General features: G+C 60.8%; 22 protein-coding genes. 10 read left to right on the forward strand and 12 right to left on the reverse strand.

The features are described 5' to 3' along the window. Positions 1-7 precede the first annotated feature (7 nt). Genes tkt through OCA5_RS17330 form a run of 10 tightly spaced genes read left to right on the forward strand, consistent with a single transcriptional unit; the run spans position 8 to position 10,336 of the window. Positions 8-2,053 (forward strand): transketolase, encoded by a 2,046-nt coding sequence (gene tkt / locus OCA5_RS17285; RefSeq protein WP_042201117.1) that lies wholly within the window; start codon positions 8-10, stop codon positions 2,051-2,053. Position 2,054: 1 nt separating this feature from the next. Continuing rightward, positions 2,055-3,062 (forward strand): type I glyceraldehyde-3-phosphate dehydrogenase, encoded by a 1,008-nt coding sequence (gap, locus tag OCA5_RS17290; protein ID WP_013913742.1) that lies wholly within the window; start codon positions 2,055-2,057, stop codon positions 3,060-3,062. Continuing rightward, positions 3,059-4,267 (forward strand): phosphoglycerate kinase, encoded by a 1,209-nt coding sequence (locus tag OCA5_RS17295; protein WP_013913743.1) that lies wholly within the window; start codon positions 3,059-3,061, stop codon positions 4,265-4,267. The genes gap and OCA5_RS17295 overlap by 4 nt, the downstream gene beginning before the upstream one ends. A 12-nt stretch (positions 4,268-4,279) precedes the next feature. Further along, positions 4,280-5,365 carry a class II fructose-bisphosphate aldolase gene (gene fba, locus OCA5_RS17300; RefSeq protein ID WP_013913744.1) on the forward strand — a complete coding sequence of 362 codons (1,086 nt, stop codon included), beginning with the start codon at positions 4,280-4,282 and terminating at the stop codon, positions 5,363-5,365. A gap of 58 nt (positions 5,366-5,423) precedes the next feature. Continuing rightward, positions 5,424-6,884: a form I ribulose bisphosphate carboxylase large subunit gene (locus OCA5_RS17305; protein ID WP_013913745.1), complete on the forward strand. Its 1,461-nt coding sequence runs from the start codon at positions 5,424-5,426 to the stop codon at positions 6,882-6,884. 16 nt (positions 6,885-6,900) lie between these two features. Further along, positions 6,901-7,326, forward strand: a complete 426-nt coding sequence (locus OCA5_RS17310; protein ID WP_013913746.1) for a ribulose bisphosphate carboxylase small subunit — start codon at positions 6,901-6,903, stop codon at positions 7,324-7,326. Continuing rightward, the gene (gene cbbX / locus OCA5_RS17315) at positions 7,323-8,255 is read left to right on the forward strand and encodes a CbbX protein (protein WP_041559702.1); all 933 of its coding nucleotides are present in this window, start codon (positions 7,323-7,325) and stop codon (positions 8,253-8,255) included. Before OCA5_RS17310 ends, cbbX begins: the two co-directional genes overlap by 4 nt. Before the next feature lie 4 nt (positions 8,256-8,259). Continuing rightward, complete coding sequence (gene rpe, locus OCA5_RS17320) at positions 8,260-8,934, forward strand: ribulose-phosphate 3-epimerase (RefSeq protein ID WP_013913748.1); 675 nt, start codon at positions 8,260-8,262, stop codon at positions 8,932-8,934. Between the two features lie 5 nt (positions 8,935-8,939). Then, the gene (locus OCA5_RS17325; RefSeq protein ID WP_013913749.1) at positions 8,940-9,653 is read left to right on the forward strand and encodes an HAD-IA family hydrolase; all 714 of its coding nucleotides are present in this window, start codon (positions 8,940-8,942) and stop codon (positions 9,651-9,653) included. Continuing rightward, the gene (locus OCA5_RS17330; protein WP_013913750.1) at positions 9,650-10,336 is read left to right on the forward strand and encodes an HAD-IA family hydrolase; all 687 of its coding nucleotides are present in this window, start codon (positions 9,650-9,652) and stop codon (positions 10,334-10,336) included. Before OCA5_RS17325 ends, OCA5_RS17330 begins: the two co-directional genes overlap by 4 nt. Before the next feature lie 45 nt (positions 10,337-10,381). Here the strand turns inward: OCA5_RS17330 and OCA5_RS17335 are convergent, their stop codons facing one another. The 12 genes from OCA5_RS17335 to OCA5_RS17390 all read right to left on the reverse strand — a co-directional run bounded on the left by OCA5_RS17335 (position 10,382) and on the right by OCA5_RS17390 (position 20,866). Next, a complete protein-coding gene (locus OCA5_RS17335; RefSeq protein ID WP_013913751.1) occupies positions 10,382-11,881 on the reverse strand; it encodes a sigma-54-dependent transcriptional regulator in 1,500 nt (499 codons plus the stop codon). Between the two features lie 2 nt (positions 11,882-11,883). Further along, positions 11,884-12,663 (reverse strand): hydrogenase nickel incorporation protein HypB, encoded by a 780-nt coding sequence (gene hypB / locus OCA5_RS17340; protein WP_013913752.1) that lies wholly within the window; start codon positions 12,661-12,663, stop codon positions 11,884-11,886. Further along, a complete protein-coding gene (hypA, locus tag OCA5_RS17345; RefSeq protein WP_013913753.1) occupies positions 12,663-13,004 on the reverse strand; it encodes a hydrogenase maturation nickel metallochaperone HypA in 342 nt (113 codons plus the stop codon). The genes hypB and hypA overlap by 1 nt, the downstream gene beginning before the upstream one ends. After that, on the reverse strand, positions 12,997-13,740 hold the full coding sequence (locus tag OCA5_RS17350) for a nickel-dependent hydrogenase large subunit (protein WP_244420550.1): 744 nt from the start codon (positions 13,738-13,740) through the stop codon (positions 12,997-12,999). The genes hypA and OCA5_RS17350 overlap by 8 nt, the downstream gene beginning before the upstream one ends. Before the next feature lie 176 nt (positions 13,741-13,916). Continuing rightward, on the reverse strand, positions 13,917-14,768 hold the full coding sequence (hybE, locus tag OCA5_RS17355; protein ID WP_013913755.1) for a [NiFe]-hydrogenase assembly chaperone HybE: 852 nt from the start codon (positions 14,766-14,768) through the stop codon (positions 13,917-13,919). Then, on the reverse strand, positions 14,765-15,598 hold the full coding sequence (locus tag OCA5_RS17360) for a hydrogenase expression/formation protein (RefSeq protein WP_013913756.1): 834 nt from the start codon (positions 15,596-15,598) through the stop codon (positions 14,765-14,767). The genes hybE and OCA5_RS17360 overlap by 4 nt, the downstream gene beginning before the upstream one ends. Positions 15,599-15,612: 14 nt before the next feature. After that, positions 15,613-15,996 (reverse strand): thioredoxin domain-containing protein, encoded by a 384-nt coding sequence (locus OCA5_RS17365; RefSeq protein WP_013913757.1) that lies wholly within the window; start codon positions 15,994-15,996, stop codon positions 15,613-15,615. Positions 15,997-16,006: 10 nt separating this feature from the next. After that, entirely contained in the window at positions 16,007-16,330 is a 324-nt protein-coding gene (locus OCA5_RS17370) for a HypC/HybG/HupF family hydrogenase formation chaperone (RefSeq protein ID WP_013913758.1), read from the reverse strand. A 1-nt stretch (position 16,331) separates the two neighbouring features. Beyond that, on the reverse strand, positions 16,332-16,949 hold the full coding sequence (locus tag OCA5_RS17375) for a HyaD/HybD family hydrogenase maturation endopeptidase (protein WP_013913759.1): 618 nt from the start codon (positions 16,947-16,949) through the stop codon (positions 16,332-16,334). Positions 16,950-17,194: 245 nt separating this feature from the next. Further along, entirely contained in the window at positions 17,195-17,938 is a 744-nt protein-coding gene (cybH, locus tag OCA5_RS17380; protein ID WP_013913760.1) for a Ni/Fe-hydrogenase, b-type cytochrome subunit, read from the reverse strand. 10 nt (positions 17,939-17,948) lie between these two features. Beyond that, positions 17,949-19,763 carry a nickel-dependent hydrogenase large subunit gene (locus OCA5_RS17385; protein ID WP_013913761.1) on the reverse strand — a complete coding sequence of 605 codons (1,815 nt, stop codon included), beginning with the start codon at positions 19,761-19,763 and terminating at the stop codon, positions 17,949-17,951. After that, on the reverse strand, positions 19,763-20,866 hold the full coding sequence (locus OCA5_RS17390) for a hydrogenase small subunit (RefSeq protein WP_013913762.1): 1,104 nt from the start codon (positions 20,864-20,866) through the stop codon (positions 19,763-19,765). Before OCA5_RS17390 ends, OCA5_RS17385 begins: the two co-directional genes overlap by 1 nt. Between the last annotated feature and the right edge of the window lie 26 nt (positions 20,867-20,892).

A 20,892-nucleotide genomic window follows, 5' to 3' on the forward strand; every position in this document is an offset into this window, starting at 1 on the left:
TGCCAAGATGTCCGGAGACATCATCACTCTCACACGGCGTGGCAAGAACGCGAACGCCAAGCTGACGCATAGAGAAATGGCGAACGCCATCCGCTTTCTGGCCATCGATGCGGTGGAGAAAGCCAACTCCGGCCACCCCGGCATGCCGATGGGCATGGCCGATGTTGCAACGGTGTTGTTCTCGAAATTTCTCAAGTTCGATCCGCTGGCGCCAAGCTGGCTGAACCGCGACCGCTTCGTGCTGTCGGCGGGCCACGGCTCGATGCTGCTCTACGCGCTGCTTCATCTGACCGGCTATCGGGAGATGACGATCGACGAGATCAAGTCTTTCCGCCAGTGGGGCTCGAAGACGCCGGGTCATCCCGAGTACGGCCACACCCAGGGCGTGGAGACCACGACCGGTCCGCTCGGGCAGGGCATCGCGACGGCGGTCGGCATGGCTCTTTCGGAGCGCATGACCAACGCGCGGCTCGGCAACGATCTGTTCGAGCATTACACCTACGTGATTTGCGGCGACGGCTGTCTGATGGAAGGCGTCAGTCAGGAAGCGATCTCGCTTGCCGGGCACCTCAAGCTCGGGCGCCTGATCGTGCTGTTCGACGACAACGGAATCTCGATCGACGGATCGACCTCGCTGTCGTGCTCCGACGATCCGCTGGCGCGGGCGGCAGCCTCCGGCTGGTCGGTACGCCGCGTGGACGGTCACGATCCTAAAGCCGTTGAAAAGGCGATCGCCGAAGAGCGCGAAACCGACCGTCCGTCGCTGATCGCTTGCAAAACGCGGATCGGATACGGCTCGCCGGGCCGGGAAGGATCGGAGAAAGCGCATGGCGCTCCGCTCGGGGCCGAAGAGATCGTTTCGACCCGCGCGGCTTTGGACTGGCCGCATGCGCCGTTCGAAATTCCGCGCGATGTACTTGCGGCCTGGCGCACGGTGGGCGAGCACGGGCAGACCGAGCACAGCAAATGGGTGGATCGTCTTGCCCAGCTCGATCGGGAGGAGCGCGAGCATATCAACAGCGTGCTGAGCGGCAAGCTGTCGTCCCAGTATGACGCCGCGATGCGCAAGCTCTGCGCCGGTTTTGCGACCGAGCAGCCGAAGATCGCGACGCGTCAGGCGTCGCAACAGGTGATCGAGATGCTGGCCTCGGTGCTGCCTAATCTCGCGGGCGGCTCCGCCGACCTGACGCACTCGAATCTCACCCACGCTAAAAGTCAGAAGCCCATCAAGCCCGGCGATTACGCAGGCAATTACATCCACTACGGCATCCGCGAGCACGGCATGGCGGCGGCGATGAACGGCATCGCGCTTCATGGCGGGTTCATCCCCTATGGTGGGACGTTCCTGACCTTCGCCGATTACAGCCGGCCGGCGATCCGCATGGCGGCGCTGATGGGACTGCGCGTCATTCACGTCATGACGCACGACTCCATCGGCCTCGGTGAAGACGGGCCGACGCATCAACCGGTCGAGCATCTGGCATCGCTGCGCGCGATCCCGAACCTGCTGGTGTTTCGTCCCGCCGATGCGGTCGAGACCGCGGAAGCCTGGGATTGCGCGTTGCGCGCCGAGAGCCGGCCTTCGATCCTGTGTCTGTCGCGCCAGGCGTTGCCGACATTCCGCAGCGGCAGCAGCGCCATCAACAAGGTGGCGCAAGGCGCCTATCTCGTGCTCGATCCGCAGGATCGGTGCGACGTGACCCTGATCGCGACCGGCTCCGAAGTCGCGATCGCGCTCGATGCGGCGCGCCTGCTGGAGAAAGACGACATTCGCGCCGCCGTTGTGTCGGCGCCGTGCCTGGAGCTCTTCGCCGAGCAGCCTGAGGAGTATCGCCGAGCGGTACTCGGACAGCGGCCGCGCGTCGCGATCGAGGCCGCGATTGAAGGCGCATGGGCGCGTCTGATCGGGGACGATGGCGAGTTTGTCGGGATGACCGGTTTCGGCGCTTCCGCTCCGGCGAATGTGTTGTACCGCGAATTCGGCATCACGCCGGAAGGCGTCGTGCTTGCGGCCAAGCGTTCCATCGCCCGTTCATCGAGCAAGGGAGTCTAGAGTGTCAGTGAAAGTCGCCATCAATGGTTTTGGGCGGATCGGCCGCAATGTGCTTCGCGCGATTGTCGAATCCGGCCGTGACGACATCGAAGTCGTTGCCATCAACGATCTCGGTTCGGTTCAGGCCAACGCGCATCTGCTGCGCTACGACTCCATCCATGGCCGTTTCCCGCATGAAGTGAAGATTTCCGGCGACACCATCGATGTCGGCCGTGGTCCGATCCGCGTGACGGCGGAAAAAGACCCGGCGGCGCTGCCGCATGCCGCGATGGGCGTCGATGTCGCGCTCGAATGCACGGGGATCTTCACCACGCGCGAGAAGGCCGCGGCGCATCTGAAGGCAGGTGCCAGGCGCGTGATCGTCTCGGCTCCGGCCGATGGCGCCGACATGACCGTTGTCTACGGCGTCAATCATCAGAAGCTCAACAAGGATCACGTGGTGATCTCCAACGCATCCTGCACCACCAACTGCCTGGCGCCGGTTGCCAAGGTTCTGAACGACGCGGTCGGAATCGAGCGCGGCTTCATGACGACGATCCATTCGTATACGGGCGATCAGCCGACACTCGACACCATGCACAAGGACCTCTATCGCGCGCGCGCGGCGTCGATGTCGATGATCCCGACATCGACCGGGGCGGCGAAGGCGGTCGGTCTCGTCCTGCCTGAGCTCAATGGAAAGCTCGATGGCGTCGCCATCCGCGTGCCGACCCCGAATGTGTCGGTCGTCGATTTTAAATTCATCGCCAAGAAGAATACGTCGGTTGAGGAAATCAATGAAGCGATCAGTAAGGCGTCCGGCGGGGCGTTGAAGGGAATTCTCGGCGCTACGCACGAACAAAACGTGTCGAGCGATTTCAACCACGATCCGCATTCCTCGATCTTCCATATGGATCAGACCAAGGTGATCGACGGAAATTTCGTTCGCATCCTTACCTGGTACGACAATGAGTGGGGCTTCTCGAGCCGTATGAGCGATACGGCGGTGGCGCTGGGGAGGGTGATGTGAGCGGAGCATTGCGTGTCCTCGACGACGTCGAAGTTGCTGGCAAGCGAGTCATCGTGCGTGCCGACCTCAACGTTCCGATGCGGAACGGCGAGGTGGCGGATGACATGCGGGTCAGACACGCAGCGGCTACGCTTTCCGAGCTGGCGAACAGAAATGCAATCGTGATCGTGCTGTCTCATTTCGAGCGGCCGCGCGGCAAGGTGGTGCCGGACTATTCGCTCGCGCCGCTGCGGCCCGCGCTCGAAAAATCCCTGAAGCGCAGTGTTCGTTTCGTCGAGACGGATTGGCGGAATGGTGCGCCCAGGGCAGAGGTGGCGAAGGCTATTCCCGGCGATATTCTGCTGATGGAAAACACCCGTTTTCATCCGGGCGAGGAAGAGAACGATCCCGAATTCTCCCGAACGCTGGCGGACCTCGGCGATATTTTCGTCAACGACGCGTTCTCGGTGTCGCACCGCGCCCATGCCTCGACTGAAGGAGTCGCGCGATTGCTGCCGTCTTTCGCCGGACGCGGCATGGAAGCGGAACTGACTGCGCTCGACCGCGCGCTCGGCAAGCCGATGCGTTCCGTGGGCGCCGTCGTCGGCGGCGCGAAAGTATCGACGAAGATCACGGTGCTGGAAAACCTCGTCACGCGCGTCGATGAGCTGATCATCGGCGGCGGCATGGCCAATACATTTCTGTACGCGAAGGGGATCAATGTCGGCCGGTCCCTGTGCGAACCGGATTTCAAGGAGACGGTGGAGCGTATCCTGCAGCGTGCGGCGGATCATCATTGCAATATCGTGCTGCCGCGTGACGTTGTTATTGCGAAGGAGTTCGCGCCGAATGCGCCTCATGAGGTTGTCGATGTCCATGCTGTTCCCGCAGACTCGATGATCCTCGATGTCGGGCCGGAATCCGTGGCCGACATCATGGAGCAGTTCGGGGATCTAAAAACGCTGCTGTGGAATGGCCCTGTCGGGGCTTTTGAAACCGAGCCATTCGGTCGTGGCACGTTCGCATTGGCCAGGTGTGCGGCGCGGCTGACCAAGGCCGGCAAGCTCGTCACCGTGGCCGGCGGCGGTGACACGGTCGCGGCACTCTCGGCTGCGGGCATCCAGGACGATTTCAGTTACGTGTCGACAGCAGGCGGAGCGTTTCTCGAATGGCTCGAGGGACGAGGGCTTCCGGGCGTCGATGTTCTCAAGATTTCTCACGCGTGAGGTAAAAAGTTCATGGCACGTATCACTCTTCGACAACTTCTCGATCACGCCGCCGAACAGGGTTACGGCGTTCCTGCCTTCAATATCAACAATATGGAGCAGGGGCTTGCCATCATGGAGGCGGCGGCGAAGGTCGATGCTCCTGTGATCATGCAAGCCTCGCGCGGTGCGCGCTCCTACGCCAACGACATTATGCTGTCGAAGATGATCGATGCGCTGGAGGAGATGTATCCAGGTATCCCGCTGTGCATGCATCAGGATCATGGCAACGAGGAAGCGACCTGCGCCACCGCCATCAAGCATGGTTTCACCTCGGTGATGATGGATGGATCGCTGGAAGCCGACGGAAAGACCGTGGCGAGCTACCGTTATAATGCCGACATCACGCGCCGGGTCGTCGATATGGCGCATTGGATCGGCGCTTCTGTCGAAGGCGAGCTCGGTGTGCTCGGATCGCTGGAGCATGGCGGCGGCGAGCAGGAAGACGGGCACGGCGTCGAGGGCACTCTCAGCCACGACCAGTTGCTCACCGACCCGGATCAGGCCGTCGATTTCGTGCGCGAGACCAAGGTCGATGCGCTGGCGATCGCGATGGGAACGTCGCACGGCGCCTACAAATTCTCCCGCAAGCCGGACGGCGACATCCTTGCGATGAATGTCGTCGAGGAAATCCACCGCAGGCTGCCGAACACGCATCTCGTGATGCACGGCTCGTCGTCCGTGCCGCAACCGCTGCAGGACATGTTCAATTCTTTCGGCGGCGAGATGCCTCAGACCTGGGGCGTTCCGGTCGAGGAGATCGTGCGCGGCATCAAACACGGCGTGCGCAAGGTGAATATCGACACCGATTGCCGTCTCGCAATGGCCGCGGTGTTTCGCAAGGTCGCCACGCAGACCAAGAGCGAATTCGACCCGCGCAAGTTCTTGAAGCCTGCGATGGACGCGATGCGCGATTTGTGCCGTGAGCGTTTCGAACAGTTCGGAACGGCAGGCCAGGCATCGAAGATCAAAGTCATTCCGCTGGCTGAAATGGCCAAACGATACCGCGCGGGCACGTTGGATCCGCGAATTGGAGATATGGCGAGCGCCGCCGAGTGAAGCCTGGAGGTTAAGAACCGGTGTGGCGCACCGGTCCGCAGACATAAAGGAGAACGATATGAACGATCAATCGATGACCATCCGCGGCAAGGACCGCTACAAGTCCGGCGTCATGGCCTACAAGAAAATGGGCTATTGGGAGCCTGACTACGTTCCCAAGGACACCGACGTGATCGCGCTGTTCCGCGTGACTCCGCAGGACGGTGTTGATCCGATCGAGGCGGCTGCCGCGGTGGCGGGCGAATCCTCGACCGCGACTTGGACCGTGGTCTGGACCGACCGTCTGACGGCGGCGGAGAAATATCGCGCGAAGTGTTATCGCGTCGATCCGGTGCCGAATTCGCCGGGCCAGTACTTTGCCTACATCGCCTACGATCTCGATCTGTTCGAGCCCGGCTCGATCTCAAATCTGACCGCGTCGATCATCGGCAACGTGTTCGGTTTCAAGCCGCTGAAGGGCTTGCGTCTTGAGGATATGCGTTTGCCGGTCGCCTACGTGAAGACCTTCCAGGGTCCAGCGACCGGCATCGTAGTCGAGCGCGAGCGTCTCGACAAATTCGGCCGGCCGTTGCTTGGCGCCACGGTGAAGCCGAAGCTTGGTCTCTCGGGCCGCAATTACGGCCGCGTGGTCTATGAGGCGCTCAAGGGCGGTCTCGACTTCACCAAGGACGACGAGAACATCAACTCGCAGCCCTTCATGCACTGGCGTGAGCGTTTCCTCTATTGCATGGAAGCGGTGAACCGCGCGCAAGCGGCATCCGGCGAAGTGAAGGGAACGTATCTCAACGTCACCGCGGCGACGATGGAGGACATGTACGAGCGTGCCGAGTTCGCCAAGGAACTCGGATCCTGTATCGTCATGATCGATCTTGTGATCGGCTATACCGCCATTCAGTCGATGGCGAAGTGGGCGCGCAAGAACGACATGATCCTGCATCTGCATCGCGCGGGTCACTCGACATACACCCGCCAGAAGAACCATGGCGTGTCGTTCCGCGTCATTGCCAAGTGGATGCGTCTTGCCGGTGTCGATCACATCCATGCCGGCACCGTGGTCGGCAAGCTCGAAGGCGATCCGAACACCACGCGCGGCTACTACGATATCTGCCGCGAGGAGTTCAACCCGACGAAGCTCGAACATGGCATCTTCTTCGACCAGAACTGGGCCAGCCTCAACAAGATGATGCCGGTGGCATCCGGCGGCATCCATGCCGGTCAGATGCATCAGCTTCTCGACTTGCTCGGCGAGGATGTGGTGTTGCAGTTCGGCGGCGGGACCATCGGCCATCCGATGGGCATCCAGGCCGGTGCGATCGCCAACCGCGTCGCGCTCGAGGCCATGATCCTGGCCCGCAACGAAGGACGTGACTACGTTGCCGAAGGTCCGGAAATTCTGGCCAAGGCGGCTGCGACCTGTACGCCGCTGAAGTCGGCGCTCGAGGTCTGGAAGGACGTGACCTTCAACTACGAATCCACCGATGCGCCGGACTTCGTTCCGACCGCGATCGCCGCTGTTTAAGATCGAGAGGTTTATCATGCGAATTACACAAGGTTGCTTTTCCTTCCTCCCCGATCTGACCGACGAACAGATCAAGAAGCAGATCCAGTATTGCCTCGGCAAGGATTGGGCCGTGAACATCGAATTCACGGACGATCCGCACCCGCGCAACACGTATTGGGAGATGTGGGGCCTGCCGATGTTCGATCTGCGCGATGCCGCAGGCATCATGATGGAGCTGAAGGAGTGCCGGAAGGTCTATGGAGACCGCTACATCCGGATCAATGCCTTCGACTCCAGCCATGGTTGGGAATCGGTGCGCATTTCGTTCATCGTGAACCGCCCGAAGAACGAGCCCGGCTTCCGTCTGGCACGTCAGGAGGTCGGTGGCCGTAACATGCGTTACACCACGACGTCCTATGCGGCCGATCGCCCTGAAGGTCAGCGCTACAACGGAGCATGAGCTTGTTGTCCACAGTTGAAAACACTGAGGGTAAGCCCGTCGCCGACATCGACCTTCGCAAGGAATTCAGCGAGGTCGGTATCGGTGAGGTGCTCGAACAGCTCGATCGGGAGTTGATCGGCCTTGCGCCGGTGAAGACGCGAATCCGTGAGATTGCGGCTCTTCTCCTGATCGAGCGCATTCGTCAGCGTATGGGGCTGTCGGCGGAAACGCCGACGCTTCATATGTCGTTCACCGGAAATCCGGGCACCGGAAAGACCACGGTGGCGCTGCGGATGGCGAACATTCTGCACAAGCTCGGCTTCGTGCGGCGCGGCCATGTGGTGTCGGTGACGCGCGATGAACTGGTCGGTCAATATATCGGCCATACCGCGCCGAAGACCAAGGAAATTCTGAAGAAGGCGATGGGCGGCGTGCTGTTCATCGACGAGGCGTATTATCTCTATCGTCCGGACAACGAACGCGACTACGGACAGGAAGCGATCGAAATCCTGTTGCAGGTCATGGAATCCCAGCGGGACGATCTCGTGGTCATTCTGGCCGGTTATGGCGACCGGATGGACAAGTTCTTCGCCAGTAATCCAGGCTTTCGTTCGCGCGTTGCCCATCACATCGATTTTCCCGATTATGGGGACAGCGAGTTGATGTGGATCGCCGAATTGATGTTGAAGGAACAGAACTATCATTTCACGGCGGAGGCGCGGGACGCGTTCGCTCGCTATATTGAGATACGCAAGACACAGCCGTTATTTTCGAACGCGCGCTCGATCCGTAATGCGCTCGATCGGATTCGTTTGCGTCAGGCAAATCGCCTCGTCGCCGACCTCGATCGGACCGTGACGGCGGATGACATTCAGGCGATCGATGCGTCAGATATCCTGGCGAGCCGGGTCTTCGATAAACCGTCAACTCCTGAAGGAAAGTCCTGAATCGATGCCACAGCCTCTTGTGATCGCTCCGTCGATTCTATCGGCCGATTTCTCCCGGCTCGGTGAGGAGGTGGAAGCCATCGATGCCGCGGGTGCGGACTGGATTCATTGCGATGTCATGGACGGGCACTTCGTGCCCAACATCAGCTTCGGGCCTGATGTCATTAAAGCGATCCGGCCGCGCACCAAAAAAGTGTTTGACGTCCATCTCATGATCGCGCCGGTCGATCCGTATCTTGAAGCCTTCGCCAAGGCGGGTGCCGATGTGATCACGGTACACGCCGAGGCGGGACCGCATCTGGATCGGTCGCTGCAGGCGATCCGCAATCTGGGCAAGAAAGCGGGCGCAACGATTTGTCCGGCGACGCCCGAAAATGTTCTGGCCAATGTTCTCGACCGGCTCGACCTGATTCTGGTGATGAGCGTGAATCCCGGATTCGGAGGGCAGCAGTTCATTTCCTCGCAGCTCGACAAGATCCGGCGCATCCGTGCGATGATCGGCGAGCGGCCGATTCGGCTTGAAGTTGATGGCGGGGTAAATGTAGAAACTGCGGCGCAGGTTGCGGCTGCCGGCGCGGATACCGTGGTCGCAGGTGCTGCTGTCTTCAAAGGCGGGACACAATCTGCCTATGCAACGAATATCGCCGCCATTCGCGCGGCCGCCGGGACGGCGAGGTGATGGTGATGTCTGCTTCTCATATGTCAACGCCAAGAGGGGCCTCCTGGCCAGCGGCGGTAGTGTTCGATCTCGACGGTACGCTGGTTGATAGCGCCGGCGATATTACGACATCGCTCAATGAGCTTCTCGTGGCTCGGAAGCTCGCGCCGTTCCCCGAGGAGACGGTGCGTGATTTTGTCGGCGATGGCAGCAAGGCGCTTGTGCAGCGCGCTTTCCAAACGCGCGGCGTCATGCTCGGTGCCGACGAACTGCAAACGGCCGTTGCGACCTATGACGAGATCTATGGAATGCACCTCGTCGATCGAACCTACGTCTATGCCGGCGCCATGGATGTGATGGCCGATCTGAAATCGCGCGGCATCCGGATGGCGATCTGCACCAACAAATTCCAGGACAAGGCGGAGCGTGTCGCGGCGCACTTTGGCCTGGATAAATACGCCGAGGTGGTTGTCGGCGGCATCCCCGGGCGGCCGGGCAAGCCCTCGCCGATCATGCTGCTGGAAACGCTGGAAGCTCTGGAAATTCCGCGTGAGGATGCGGTTCTGGTCGGCGACAGCACGTTCGATGTGCAATGCGCGCGCGCGGCGGGAGTTGCAGTCATCGGAGTGACGTTTGGCTATTCGCAGACGCCGATGCGCAAACTCGCGCCCGATGCGGTGATCGATTCTTACGCAGAATTCGCGAAAGCATGCGACAGCCTGCGGACCAAGGCTGCATGAACGGATTCAAGGCGCTGATTTTCGACGTTGATGGCACGCTGGCCGAAACCGAGGAAGTTCACCGTTGCGCCTTCAATGAATCGTTCGCTCATTTCGGGCTGGATTGGCATTGGAGCGCCGAGCTTTATGCCGAACTGCTTCTTGTGACGGGCGGCAAGGAACGGATGCGCCATTTCGCGACGATGCGGCAGCCGAAGACGGAAATTTCCGATGAGCGTCTCGCGCAGTTGCATCGATACAAGACGATACGCTTCGGCGAACTGATCGCGGCGGGTGCTTGTGCATTGCGCCCCGGCGTAGTTGACATGTTAGATGCGGCCGTTACGCAGAAACAACGTCTCGCAATAGCCACGACGACCTCCCGCGATAATGTCGATGCGCTGCTGCTGGCCACGCTGGGTCAGCGTGGCCTCGATCTGTTCGATCCGATTGTGGCGGGTGAAGATGTCGCCGACAAGAAGCCTGCGCCGGACGTTTATGTGAAGGCGCTTGCACTTCTGGGGCTGCCGGCTCGCGAATGCCTCGCGATCGAAGACTCCCGAAACGGGCTGGTCGCCGCATCATCCGCCGGAATTCCCGTGCTGGTGACACGCAGCGCCTATTTCAAACACGAGACGTTCGACGGCGCCTATGCTGTGGTCGATAGTCTTGCGGATCTGGCAAAACAGAAAATCCAGGTCTGATTTTCGATATTAGCGCCTGGGTAAGTTTGATCGATCTCGCGCGTGCTACGGATCATCGTCGGGAGCATCCCCGCTGATCAGAGACAGTTTCACCGGCTCCTCGATTTCGTAACGCAGCAGCTTGGCGCGCAGGCCGACGCGCGACAGGCCGAGTTCTTCCGCCGCGCGCGATTTGTTGCCCCGGTTGCGGATCAATGTCTCGCGGATGATGCGAGCTTCCATCCGTTCGACGCGGTCGCGCAAAAGTCCACCTTCGCCGATGAAGCGATCGATCAGCGGTTCCGGCGGAGATTGAGCTCCGTCGGCACGCAGGATGTGAGGCTCGATCAGGTCGGCGCTCAATATCCGGCCTTCCGCAAGGATGACCATTCGCGTGATCTGGTTTTCAAGCTCGCGGACGTTGCCTGGCCAGGGATAGGCGCAAAGCCGGTCGAGCGCTTCGTCCGTGAATCCGGAAATCTTGATGTCGTGCCGCGCGGTCACGCGCTCCAGCAGGGAATTCGCGAGCGAGGGTACGTCGCAAATCCGTTCGCGAAGCGGAGGAATGGAAATCGGAGAGATGGCAAGGCGATAGTAGAGGTCTTCGCGGAATTTTCCGGCCGCCGCCTCGCGCGCGATGTCGCGATTGGTGGCCGCGATGACGCGGACATCGACCCGCAGCGTGCTGTTGCTGCCGACAGGACGGATTTCGCCTTCTTGCAGGAAACGCAGCAACTTGACCTGAAAAGCCTGGGGAATGTCACCGATTTCATCGAGGAATACGGTGCCTTCATGGGCCTGCTCGAGCAGGCCGATACGATGCGCATGTGCGCCGGTGAAAGCCCCCTTGCGATGACCGAACAATTCGCTTTCGAGAAGCTCGGAAGGAATCGCGCCGCAATTGACGGCGTGGAATGGTTTGTCGGATCGCAGGCTGCAATAATGGATCGCGCGGGCGATCAATTCCTTGCCGGTGCCGGTTTCGCCGAGAATCAGCGCGGGCACGTCGAAACCGGCGATGCGCGCCGCCATATCGCAAGCCGCATTCAAGGGCGAGACAGGGCTGCGAACGATGTTGTCGAAATTGAATCCTTCGCGAAGCTGACGGCGCTGTTCATCGAGACGGTTCTGCACCGATGGGCCAAGCAGCTTGAGTTCGACCGAAAGACGATCGTGTTCACGCTGAAGTTTGTAGAGTTGAGTGCCGTTTTTGAGCACCAGCAGCAGCTCTTCCGGATGCCAGGGCTTTGAAATGAAGTGATAGATCCCCGCCTTGTTGACGAGATCGATGATGTCGTTGGGATCGGTGTATCCCGTAATGATGACTCGCAGCACCTCCGGCCAGCGCCGGCGCACCTCGCTGAGAACCTCGAGGCCGGACATTCCCTGCATGCGCTGATCGCACAGGACGAGCTGGATCCATTGATTCTCGAGAATGGAGAGAGCTTCCGCGCCGCTGGTGGCGGTGAAGACCTCGAAATCGTCCTCAAGCGTTCGCTTGATCGCTTCGACGGAAAGATGTTCGTCGTCGACAACGAGAATGGCGGGAAGCGGAGTATCGGCCATCGTCAGCGTGGCTCCGGCGTTGCGGTCGTGTCGGATGCGGCACGGTGTGATTCCGCGAGAGCGTTGGCGCGGGGCCGCGGGGATTCGCGCCGGGCGGCTATCCAGTCAAGCCATTGCTCCATGCCATCTCCGGTTCGCGCGGAAAGACGCAGAATGTCGATATTCGGATTGACGCGCCGGGCATTGGTTTCGCAGCGTTCGATGTCGAAATCGACATGCGGAGCGAGATCGATCTTGTTGAGCACCATCAGCGAGGCGGCTGCGAACATGTGCGGATATTTCAGCGGTTTGTCCTCGCCCTCGGTGACCGACAGCACGACGACCTTGCTGTCTTCGCCGAGATCGAATCCGGCGGGGCAAACAAGATTTCCGACATTCTCGATGAAGACGACGCCGCGATCCCGTAATTGCAGGCGGTCAAGCGCATCGCCGATCATGGCGGCGTCGAGATGGCATCCCTTCCCGGTATTGATCTGAATCGCCCGGACGCCGGTTTCGCGAATGCGGGCTGCATCGTTGTCGGTTTCCTGATCGCCCTCGATCACCGATATATTGTCACCTGCCATTTTCCGCAACGTTTCGACCAACAGCGTGGTCTTGCCGGAGCCTGGGCTGGAAACAAGATTGAGTGCGAGAATGCCTTTTTCCGCCAGTCGCTGACGGTTCAAGCGGGCAAGCTTGTTGTTTCTGGCAAGAATGTCAGTCTCGATCGGTACAACCCGCTTCGGCGGCGAGCCGGCGGTCTGCGTTCCTGCATCTGTCCTGGCGCGAGCCGTATGCATCAGATCACCTCCAGATCCTTGATACGAAGCTCCTCGCCACCGGTGACACGGAGGCGGCCACCTTCGCAGTGCGGGCACGATGCAGCCTGGTGGTCGATTTCGATGCTCTCATTGCAATCGAAGCACCATGCGCGGCCGGGCAGGCCGATGATGTCGAGCGCTGCGCCCTCGGCGACGGTGCCGCGCGCGGTGACATCGAATCCGAACAGCAGGGCTTGCGGCTCGACACCTGCAAAGCACCCAATTTCGAGACGCACCCGCGTGACGCGCGTGAACTGGCTGCGGCTGGCTTCGTCCGCTATCAGTCCGACCAGGCTCTGGCAAATCGACATTTCATGCATCGTACTTTGTCCGGGTTTGCCAGATCACCGGCAGGCAGGGATCGGCGCAGGTCAACGCGATCCTGATACGGTCGCTGCGCCCGGCGGATGGTCCGGTCGCTGCCGATTGGAGCAGGTTCTGGAGAAATGCGCTATCTCCGATCATGCTATCTGTTGGCGTCTCGATACGGTAGTCCTCGATGGCGCCGTTCCGCAGCCGCGCATAATGGAGCAGCCGCCCGCGGGCCGCTTCGGCCCAGCCCCCGCTGGTGTCGGTCCGCCCGTAGCGGATACCAGCGTCGCCCGAGGTAATGTCGATGATGAGCGTGGCGGCTTCCACCACGCGGGCCGCCATCCGGGCGAAAAGGGTGATGCCCTCGTTGTCCACGATGCGAGACAGCGCCGGATGCTGGATGACACGGCCGATGAACGTAGGATCAAATTCCGCCGCTGTCCGCCCCGACGATTTGGGCCACTTCTCCACCTGCTTAAGATATTTCGCGGGCCGACTCTGGCTGTTTTTCAACCAGCCATCGAAATCGTCCAGGACATCCGTGGCGCGAGTCGAAAACAGCGTATGCTCGAGATCGCGAAGGTGGCTGTCGCATAGTCCGGCAAGGCCGGACAAGTCGTCGTTGCATGGAACATCATGAAGCGCCAGCGGCCAGTCGCGCAGCATCACCAAAGCGTGCTCGCGCAGCGTTTCGTATGCGATCACTGTGTGGGTGCCGGTTGTCGGCAGGATTCCCATCGCCATTGCGGCTGCCGCACCTTGGGCCGCGGGACAGAGATTAAAGATAAGCGGCATCAGCCGGAGCGCATCGTCACAACGCCGTCCGACGAGCAAGTGCGTCGGAAACAGAGTGCCGCGAACGGAAACGGAGAATCTTGTTTCGCCGCGAATCTGCTGGATGCCTATCGTCAGGACCTGTGTCACGGGATGACGGGATCCTTGGGTGAATCTGCAAGGCCTGCACTGATCAACGCGCGGCGGCTCGGATTCGCGGGGATGTGAGCGGTTGCCGTCTCGTCTGAAGAGGCGGCCCGTGCAGCCTCACGCTCCGCCGCGCTTGCAAGTTCGGCCTGCCGCATCGCGCTGATGTCGGCGGTGCGGTCGGTGTCTTCGTCAAGGTTGCCCTCGTCGAACAATCCTGCGATCGCCGCACGGGCAACGTCGGTGGCCTGGAGCTGGCTGGCGAATTCCGCCATCGAGGAAAACAGCGAGCAGGCGAAATAACCGCCCGCCGGCGGGCGGTTATTGAAGATGAATTCATAGCAGCCGGATGGGAACGCGAAGTTTCGCTTCGTTCCAATGCGCAGTTGCGACCAGTCCTCGTCGGTGGCGGGCAGCACCACGATATTCATGCACCACGGCATCATCAGAATGCCGACGATCCGGTTTTCCCAGATCCTGAAGCCGATAGCCTCGACGTTCAGCGAATTGTTGCTGAACGGTGTATCGCGCATTTTTGTGTTGAAGACCTGACGGAAGGATTCGGTCAGTTGTTTGGGTTTTTCCACGAGGTCGCGCGCGAGAGGGGATTCCGATGCGGGCGAGGGGGGATCGGAATCGATCACCATGAACTGATCGCGGGCGCCATCGCAGTGCGGGCATCGCCAGTCGCCGGGCAGCGCCGAGAAGGGTGTGCCGGGTGGAATCTGGCGTATATCGTCGCCGACCGCCGGATCGTAGCTGTACCAGCAGATCTTGCATTCGAGGATCGCGTCGTCGCCGATCTTCTTCGTGTCGCCGAGAAACGAGCCTTCAAATCGCGCGGAGGTCATGCGATAGCCTCCGCGACTTCGGCGATCCGCGTTGCGGAATCGCGAATGTCCTCCGGGGCGGCGCACGCCACTTCCGGGATGTCGGAAACCTCGATGGTGTCGAGGATCAACGCGTCCTGCGAATTGTAGTAGCGAACTCGCCAGACACCGGGATGGCCGGTGCTTTCGATGCGACAATTGCCGTAACCGCGCGAGAGGAACGTCACTTGCCCCGGACCGAGCGCCGCCGCGAGATAATCGAGATCCTCAGGGGTGTGCGGCATCAAGGTGAGATTCACCACGTGCGGCGGATCGCCTCGCCGCCGCTTGTCGAGCGCTTCGGTGATCTCGGCGAGCAGAAACGGTCCGTTCACGACGCCAGGCACCGGCATCGGTGGTGAGGGCGGAGTGGTGTTGGCGGCAAGAGCCGCCCCGGGCACCGCTCCGATCTCGATATGCTCTTGTGCATTCGCGCCGAGCGTGCGGATGCGCCAGACGCCGGCAAAGACGGATTCCTGGGATTCGATGCGCGGGTTTGCGTCGATGCGCAATGCGACCTCACCCTCGCCCAGCGCGTCGGCGAACACCTTGGTGTTCTGCGCATCGAGCGGGGGAATGTCGAAACGGATGTTGCCGCGCTCAGGTGTCCAGCTCGCGGCAGCAGCGGCGAGCGTTCGCAATGCGTCTACCGCGGGCCGCACTTTCTCGGGATCATCAACCATCGGGTAATGCGGCTCGAAGGTCCGCATGCCGGACGGCATCGCCAGATAGCTGAGATCGGTGCCGTCTTCCTCGGAAGGCTGGCTACCTGGCCCGAATCCCGTCGGGGGCGTCGTGAAACTGTAAGCCATGACTATCCTTGCTGTTACTGCGCTGTCGCGGGTTGCGGGCGGTCCAGAATCGATTTGATCTCGCTAAGGTAGTCCGGCCATTCGCGAACTTTCGGCACCGCGCCGATCAGCGCGCCGTCACGCAGGAACAACAGCGACGGGGTCGGCCAGACGTCGTAACGTTCGCGGAGCGACTGCTCGATCGCGCGATCCACCACCGCGGGCTTGAAGCGGTACTGAAACGCCTGCACGAGCTCGGGCAGGATCGCGGCCACATCGTCGGTTTCGAGATTCTTCACCGGATCGCCAGTGAGAAAAACCACCCGCTCTCCTTTCGCGGAGGCAAAATCGTCGTAGCTCGCAGCATCGAGCAGGGGGTAGCCGAGGTCGTTTGTCAGTCTTTTGATGGCTTTCGACATCGTAAATCTCCTAATGCACGGTGTTGCCGCGACGGATCTGTTCCAGATGGGGCGGAAGCACCGGCTCGCGGTTGTCGAGGTCCGGAAACAGTCCGGCGATGTCATCGCCATCCGCGACAGCGGTCAGACTGCGTAAGGCGCTGCGGATCAGCGCGGCTTCGTCGTCGTCGAGAATGCGGCGCGCGGTGCCGAGGAATACCAGCAGCCATTGGCCGGGAGTAACCGAACCGACCAGCCGGATGTCCACGCTTTGCGGCATGTCCGATGCTTCATCGAGGCATCTCGCCGTGAACTCACCGGCGGACAGGACTTTCATGGGAACGCCGATGCACATGTCAGGCGCTCCAGTCCGAGAGGAAACGTTCGTCGCCTGTGCGGCACGCGGCGTTTTCGCTGGGGCGGCCGCTTTCGTAAAGACGCTGCTCCAGTGCGCCCGGACCGAGTTCCTCGGCGGCACTGTCGCGGCGCTGCACCGGCACGTTCAGCCGCTGCAATTCGGCGAGCACGGCGGCAATCGCATCGTCGATGCGGGACACGATCAACGGGCGGAGCGACCCGCCATAGTCCTCGATCATTTCCGGCTGAAGGCCGACCAGCAGGATGCGGCGCGGCGTCCAGCCGAGCATCTTGGCGGTGATCAGAACTTCCTGAAAACCGGCTTGGTGGAGAGAGACTTTCTTTGCTCCCATGAAAGCCGGGACGCTGTCGTCCTCGACGAGTTTCAGGGTGCCGGGCGGCAGCCCGTAATCCACGGCATCGAGAATGATAAGGGTCGAGCAAGCCTGAACATGCGGCAGCAGGAAAATGCCCTGCGTGCCCCCGTCCATCACGGTGACGGTGTCAGGAAAAGCATATTGCTGGTGCAGACGCTCGACGGCGCGCACCCCGAATCCCTCGTCGGCCCACAAAACATTGCCGATTCCGAGAATCAGAATCGAAGACTCTTCACTCACGCGTTCCTCCCGCCGGTGTCAGCACCGGTTCTTTGAATGATTAAAAACAAGAATCGTGCCAGCGGCCGTCAAATATGAAATGTACGTATTTTCATATAGTTAGAAGGGGAAAGGCAGGCTCGCGACTCTGCAATGGAAATACTTCTCTCAGAAACCGGGCGAAGTGGATGGATTCTTTCCATGCCCGCGACATAAAAAAAGGCAGCCATTAAGGCTGCCTGAGTTAGGAGAGAAGCTTTTCAGGATCAGGACGGATCGTCGTCCTTGAAGGTCCGGTGACCCGAGATCATGGTCGAAACGATGCTCTGGCGGGACATGATGTCTTCGCGGATGGCGACGTAGATGTGGATGATGACGAAAGTCAGAATCCACCACATGCCGAGACGATGCAGCGTGTGAACGTCGAAGCTCTGACCGACCAGCGGGATCACCCAGCCGAACAGGGTGTCCTGCCAGCTTCCCCGCTGTGAGCCTTCCGCATAAAGCGCGAAGCCCGTGAGGATCATGAACATCGTGCCGATCGTGATGAACAGGAACATTGCGATCTGCGCGAGTGGGTTATGGCCCGCATACTTCTTCGGCCGTTTCTCGATGAAGAGATACCAGCGCAGTTCGAACCAGATCTCGCTCCACCAGTGGCGGCTCGTGAGCGGCAACCGGAAGAGCTGCTTCGCATGATGGTTGCCGACCAGCGACCAGTAGAAGCGGAACAGGAAGCCGATCGCCAGGATATATCCGGCCGTGAAGTGGGTGAACCGGATATAGCCCATCAGGAAGTTGGCGCTCGCCTCGCCCGGCATCGTCGGCAGGGGTCTGCCGATGAAGAAGCCGGTCAGTGCGAGCACCAGAATGGCGATGGCGTTGATCCAGTGCCATAGCCGAACGGGGGCCTCGTAAACATAGACCGAGGTTTGCCGCGAACCGCCGACGAGTTCGTGGCTTTCCGTCTCCAACACACCTTCATGTCTCATATTGGTGATGTCGCTCATGATCGCCTCCCTATCTCACGGTGACTTTCGCGAGATTCTCGCCGTCCTCGCTCATGACGTGAGTCGAACAGGCGAGGCATGGATCGAACGAATGCAGCGTGCGCAAGATTTCGACCGGCTCCTCGGGGCGCTCCATCGGCGTGTTCATCAGCGATGCTTCGAACGCACCGATGTTACCGGCCGGATCGCGAGGTGAACCGTTCCAGGTGGTCGGCACGATGCACTGGTAGTTTGCGATCTTGCCGTCCTTGATCCTGATCCAGTGGCCGTTGGCGCCGCGCGGTGCAGCGACGAGGCCGTAACCCTTGGCTTCCTTCGGCCAGGTCGATGGGTCCCATTTCTCGACATTGGCGGTGGAGGAATCGCCGGCCTTGATGTTGCCGATCAGTTCCTTCCAGTCGTCCAGCATCATCGCCGCGCAGTAATGGGCTTCGAGCGCACGGGCCAGGGTGCGGCCGATGGTCGAAGGCAAGGCCTGCTTCGGCGTCAGGTTGGTCCCCGCCAGCTTGTTGAATGCCGCGAGCGAAGAGTCCACCTGCTCGATGACGTACTGGTTGCCTTGTGCGTAGTTGAGGATGTAGCGCGACAGCGGGCCGACCTCGACGGCGTGACCGCGCCAGCGCGGCGACTTGATCCACGAATATTTCGCGGCTTCGTCGAGCTGCTTGATGTCGGTGCGGGTGCCCTTGGTGTTGGGGCCGAGCGCGTAATTATGCTCGGTCACGCCATCCCATGGATGCAGGCCCTTGGCTTCGTCGGGATATTTGTACCAGGAGTGCGCGACGAATTCCTGGATCTGCTCGGGATCGGCAGCATCGACCGGGAATACCTCATTCCAGTTGCCGTTGAGAATGGCGCCGCCTTTGAGCTGATCGGTCGATTTGTCGTAATTCACCTTGGCGTAGTCGCCGTAATCCATCACGTTGGTCGCCGACAGGCCGCCGCCATAGAGCCAGCCTTTATAGAAGGTGGCGATGGCGATGACGTCCGGGATGTAGACGTTCTTGGAAAATTCGTAGGCTTCCTCGATACGCGCGCGCACGAAGTTGAGCCGCTCCATGTTGAGCGGCGCGCCTGCCGCGAGGTCGCCATCCATGTTGATGGCGCACGGAACGCCGCCCACCATGAAATTCGGATGCGGGTTCTTGCCGCCGAAGATGGTGTGGATCTTGACGATCTCTTTCTGGATATCGAGCGCCTCGAGATAGTGCGCCGTCGCCATCAGATCGGCTTCCGGCGAGAGCTTATAGGCAGGGTTGTCCCAATAGCCGTTCTTGAAAATGCCGAGCTCGCCGGATTCGACGAAACGCTTCAGGCGGTTCTGGATGTCGCGGAAATAGCCCGGCGAGGACATCGGATGATTGGGGCCGACAAGCTGCTGCAACTCGGAGGTGGCCTTCGGATCGGCCTTCAGCGCGTTGACCGGATTGACCCAGTCGAGGGCATGCAGGTGATAGAAGTGCACGACGTGATCGTGCCACTGCAGCACCTTGGCCATGATCTCGCGAATCAGATGCGCGTTCGGGGGAATGCGGATGTCGAGCGCGTTCTCCACCGCGCGCACCGAGGCGAGTGCGTGGCAGCCGGTGCAGACGCCGCAGATGCGTTCGACGAACGCCCATGCGTCGCGCGGATCGCGGCCCTTGAGGATGACCTCAAGGCCGCGCCACATCGTGCCGGTCGAGACAGCGTTGCGGATCACGTTGTTGGAATCGACGTTCACCTCGCAACGCATGTGTCCTTCGATGCGGGTGACGGGATCGACGACGACGCGGCGGCCGCTATTGTCGAGTTTGTAGCCGTTCGGCGTTTGGATCACGGACATCAGACATGCTCCTTCGGGGTGGTCGTCGTGGTGGTCTGGCGTTTGGTCTGGGCGCGTTTCAGCGCGCTGACAGCCGCGTGAGCCGCAACAGCTCCGGCGGCGCCAACCGCGACGGTGCCGCCGATCTGGTCGGCGTTGGCTTCAATGCCGAACTGATGGATGTCCTGCAGGCGGGCATACCAGGAGCCCTTGTCCCAGAAGCCTTCCTCGGAGCAGCCGATGCAGCCATGGCCTGCCTGGATCGGGAAGCTGGTGCCTTCGTTCCAGCGAATGGTCGAACATGCATTGTAGGTGGTCGGGCCCTTGCAGCCGACCTTGTAGAGGCAGTAGCCGCGGCGCGCGCCCTCGTCGTCGAACGATTCGACGAATTGGCCGGCGTCGAAATGCGGACGGCGGTAGCATTTGTCGTGGATGCGCTGCGAGTAGAACATTTTCGGCCGACCGGTGCGATCGAGTTCGGGCAGCTTGCCGAATGTCAGCATGTAAGTGATGACGCCGGTCATGACTTCGGCGATCGGCGGACAGCCCGGCACCTTGATGATCGGCTTGTCGGTGATGACCTGATGCACAGGTGTCGCGCGGGTCGGATTCGGCCGCGCCGCCTGCACGCAGCCATGGCTGGCGCAAGAGCCCCACGAGATGATCGCCTTGGCGTGCTTGGCGGCGTAACGAAGCTGATCGACGAACGGCTTGCCGCCGATGATGCAGAACATGCCGTCTTCGTTGAGCGGCGGATTGCCTTCAACGGCGAGGATGTAATTGCCCTTGTAGCGTTCGATTGTGTCGGCGAGTGCCGCTTCCGCCTGGTGTCCGGCGGCGGCCATCAGCGTGTCGTCATAGTCGAGCGAAATCATCGACAGCACGACGTCCTTCACCAGCGGATGCGCGGAGCGGATAAAGGACTCCGAGCAGCAGGTGCATTCCAGGCCGTGCAGCCACAGTACCGGGGTGCGCGGCTTGGTTTCCATCGCGTGCGCGATCTCTGAGGTATAGGCCGGGCCGAGGCCGAGCGCCGTCGCCGTGAGTGAACAGAATTTGAGGAACGAGCGGCGAGTGACGCCTTGTCGCCGCATGACCTCATAGAATGTTTCGGTGGGTGTCATTTATGTTTCTCCGCGAAAACCGCGGA

Source organism: Afipia carboxidovorans OM5 (assembly GCF_000218565.1).
In the GTDB taxonomy this organism is placed as follows: domain Bacteria; phylum Pseudomonadota; class Alphaproteobacteria; order Rhizobiales; family Xanthobacteraceae; genus Afipia; species Afipia carboxidovorans.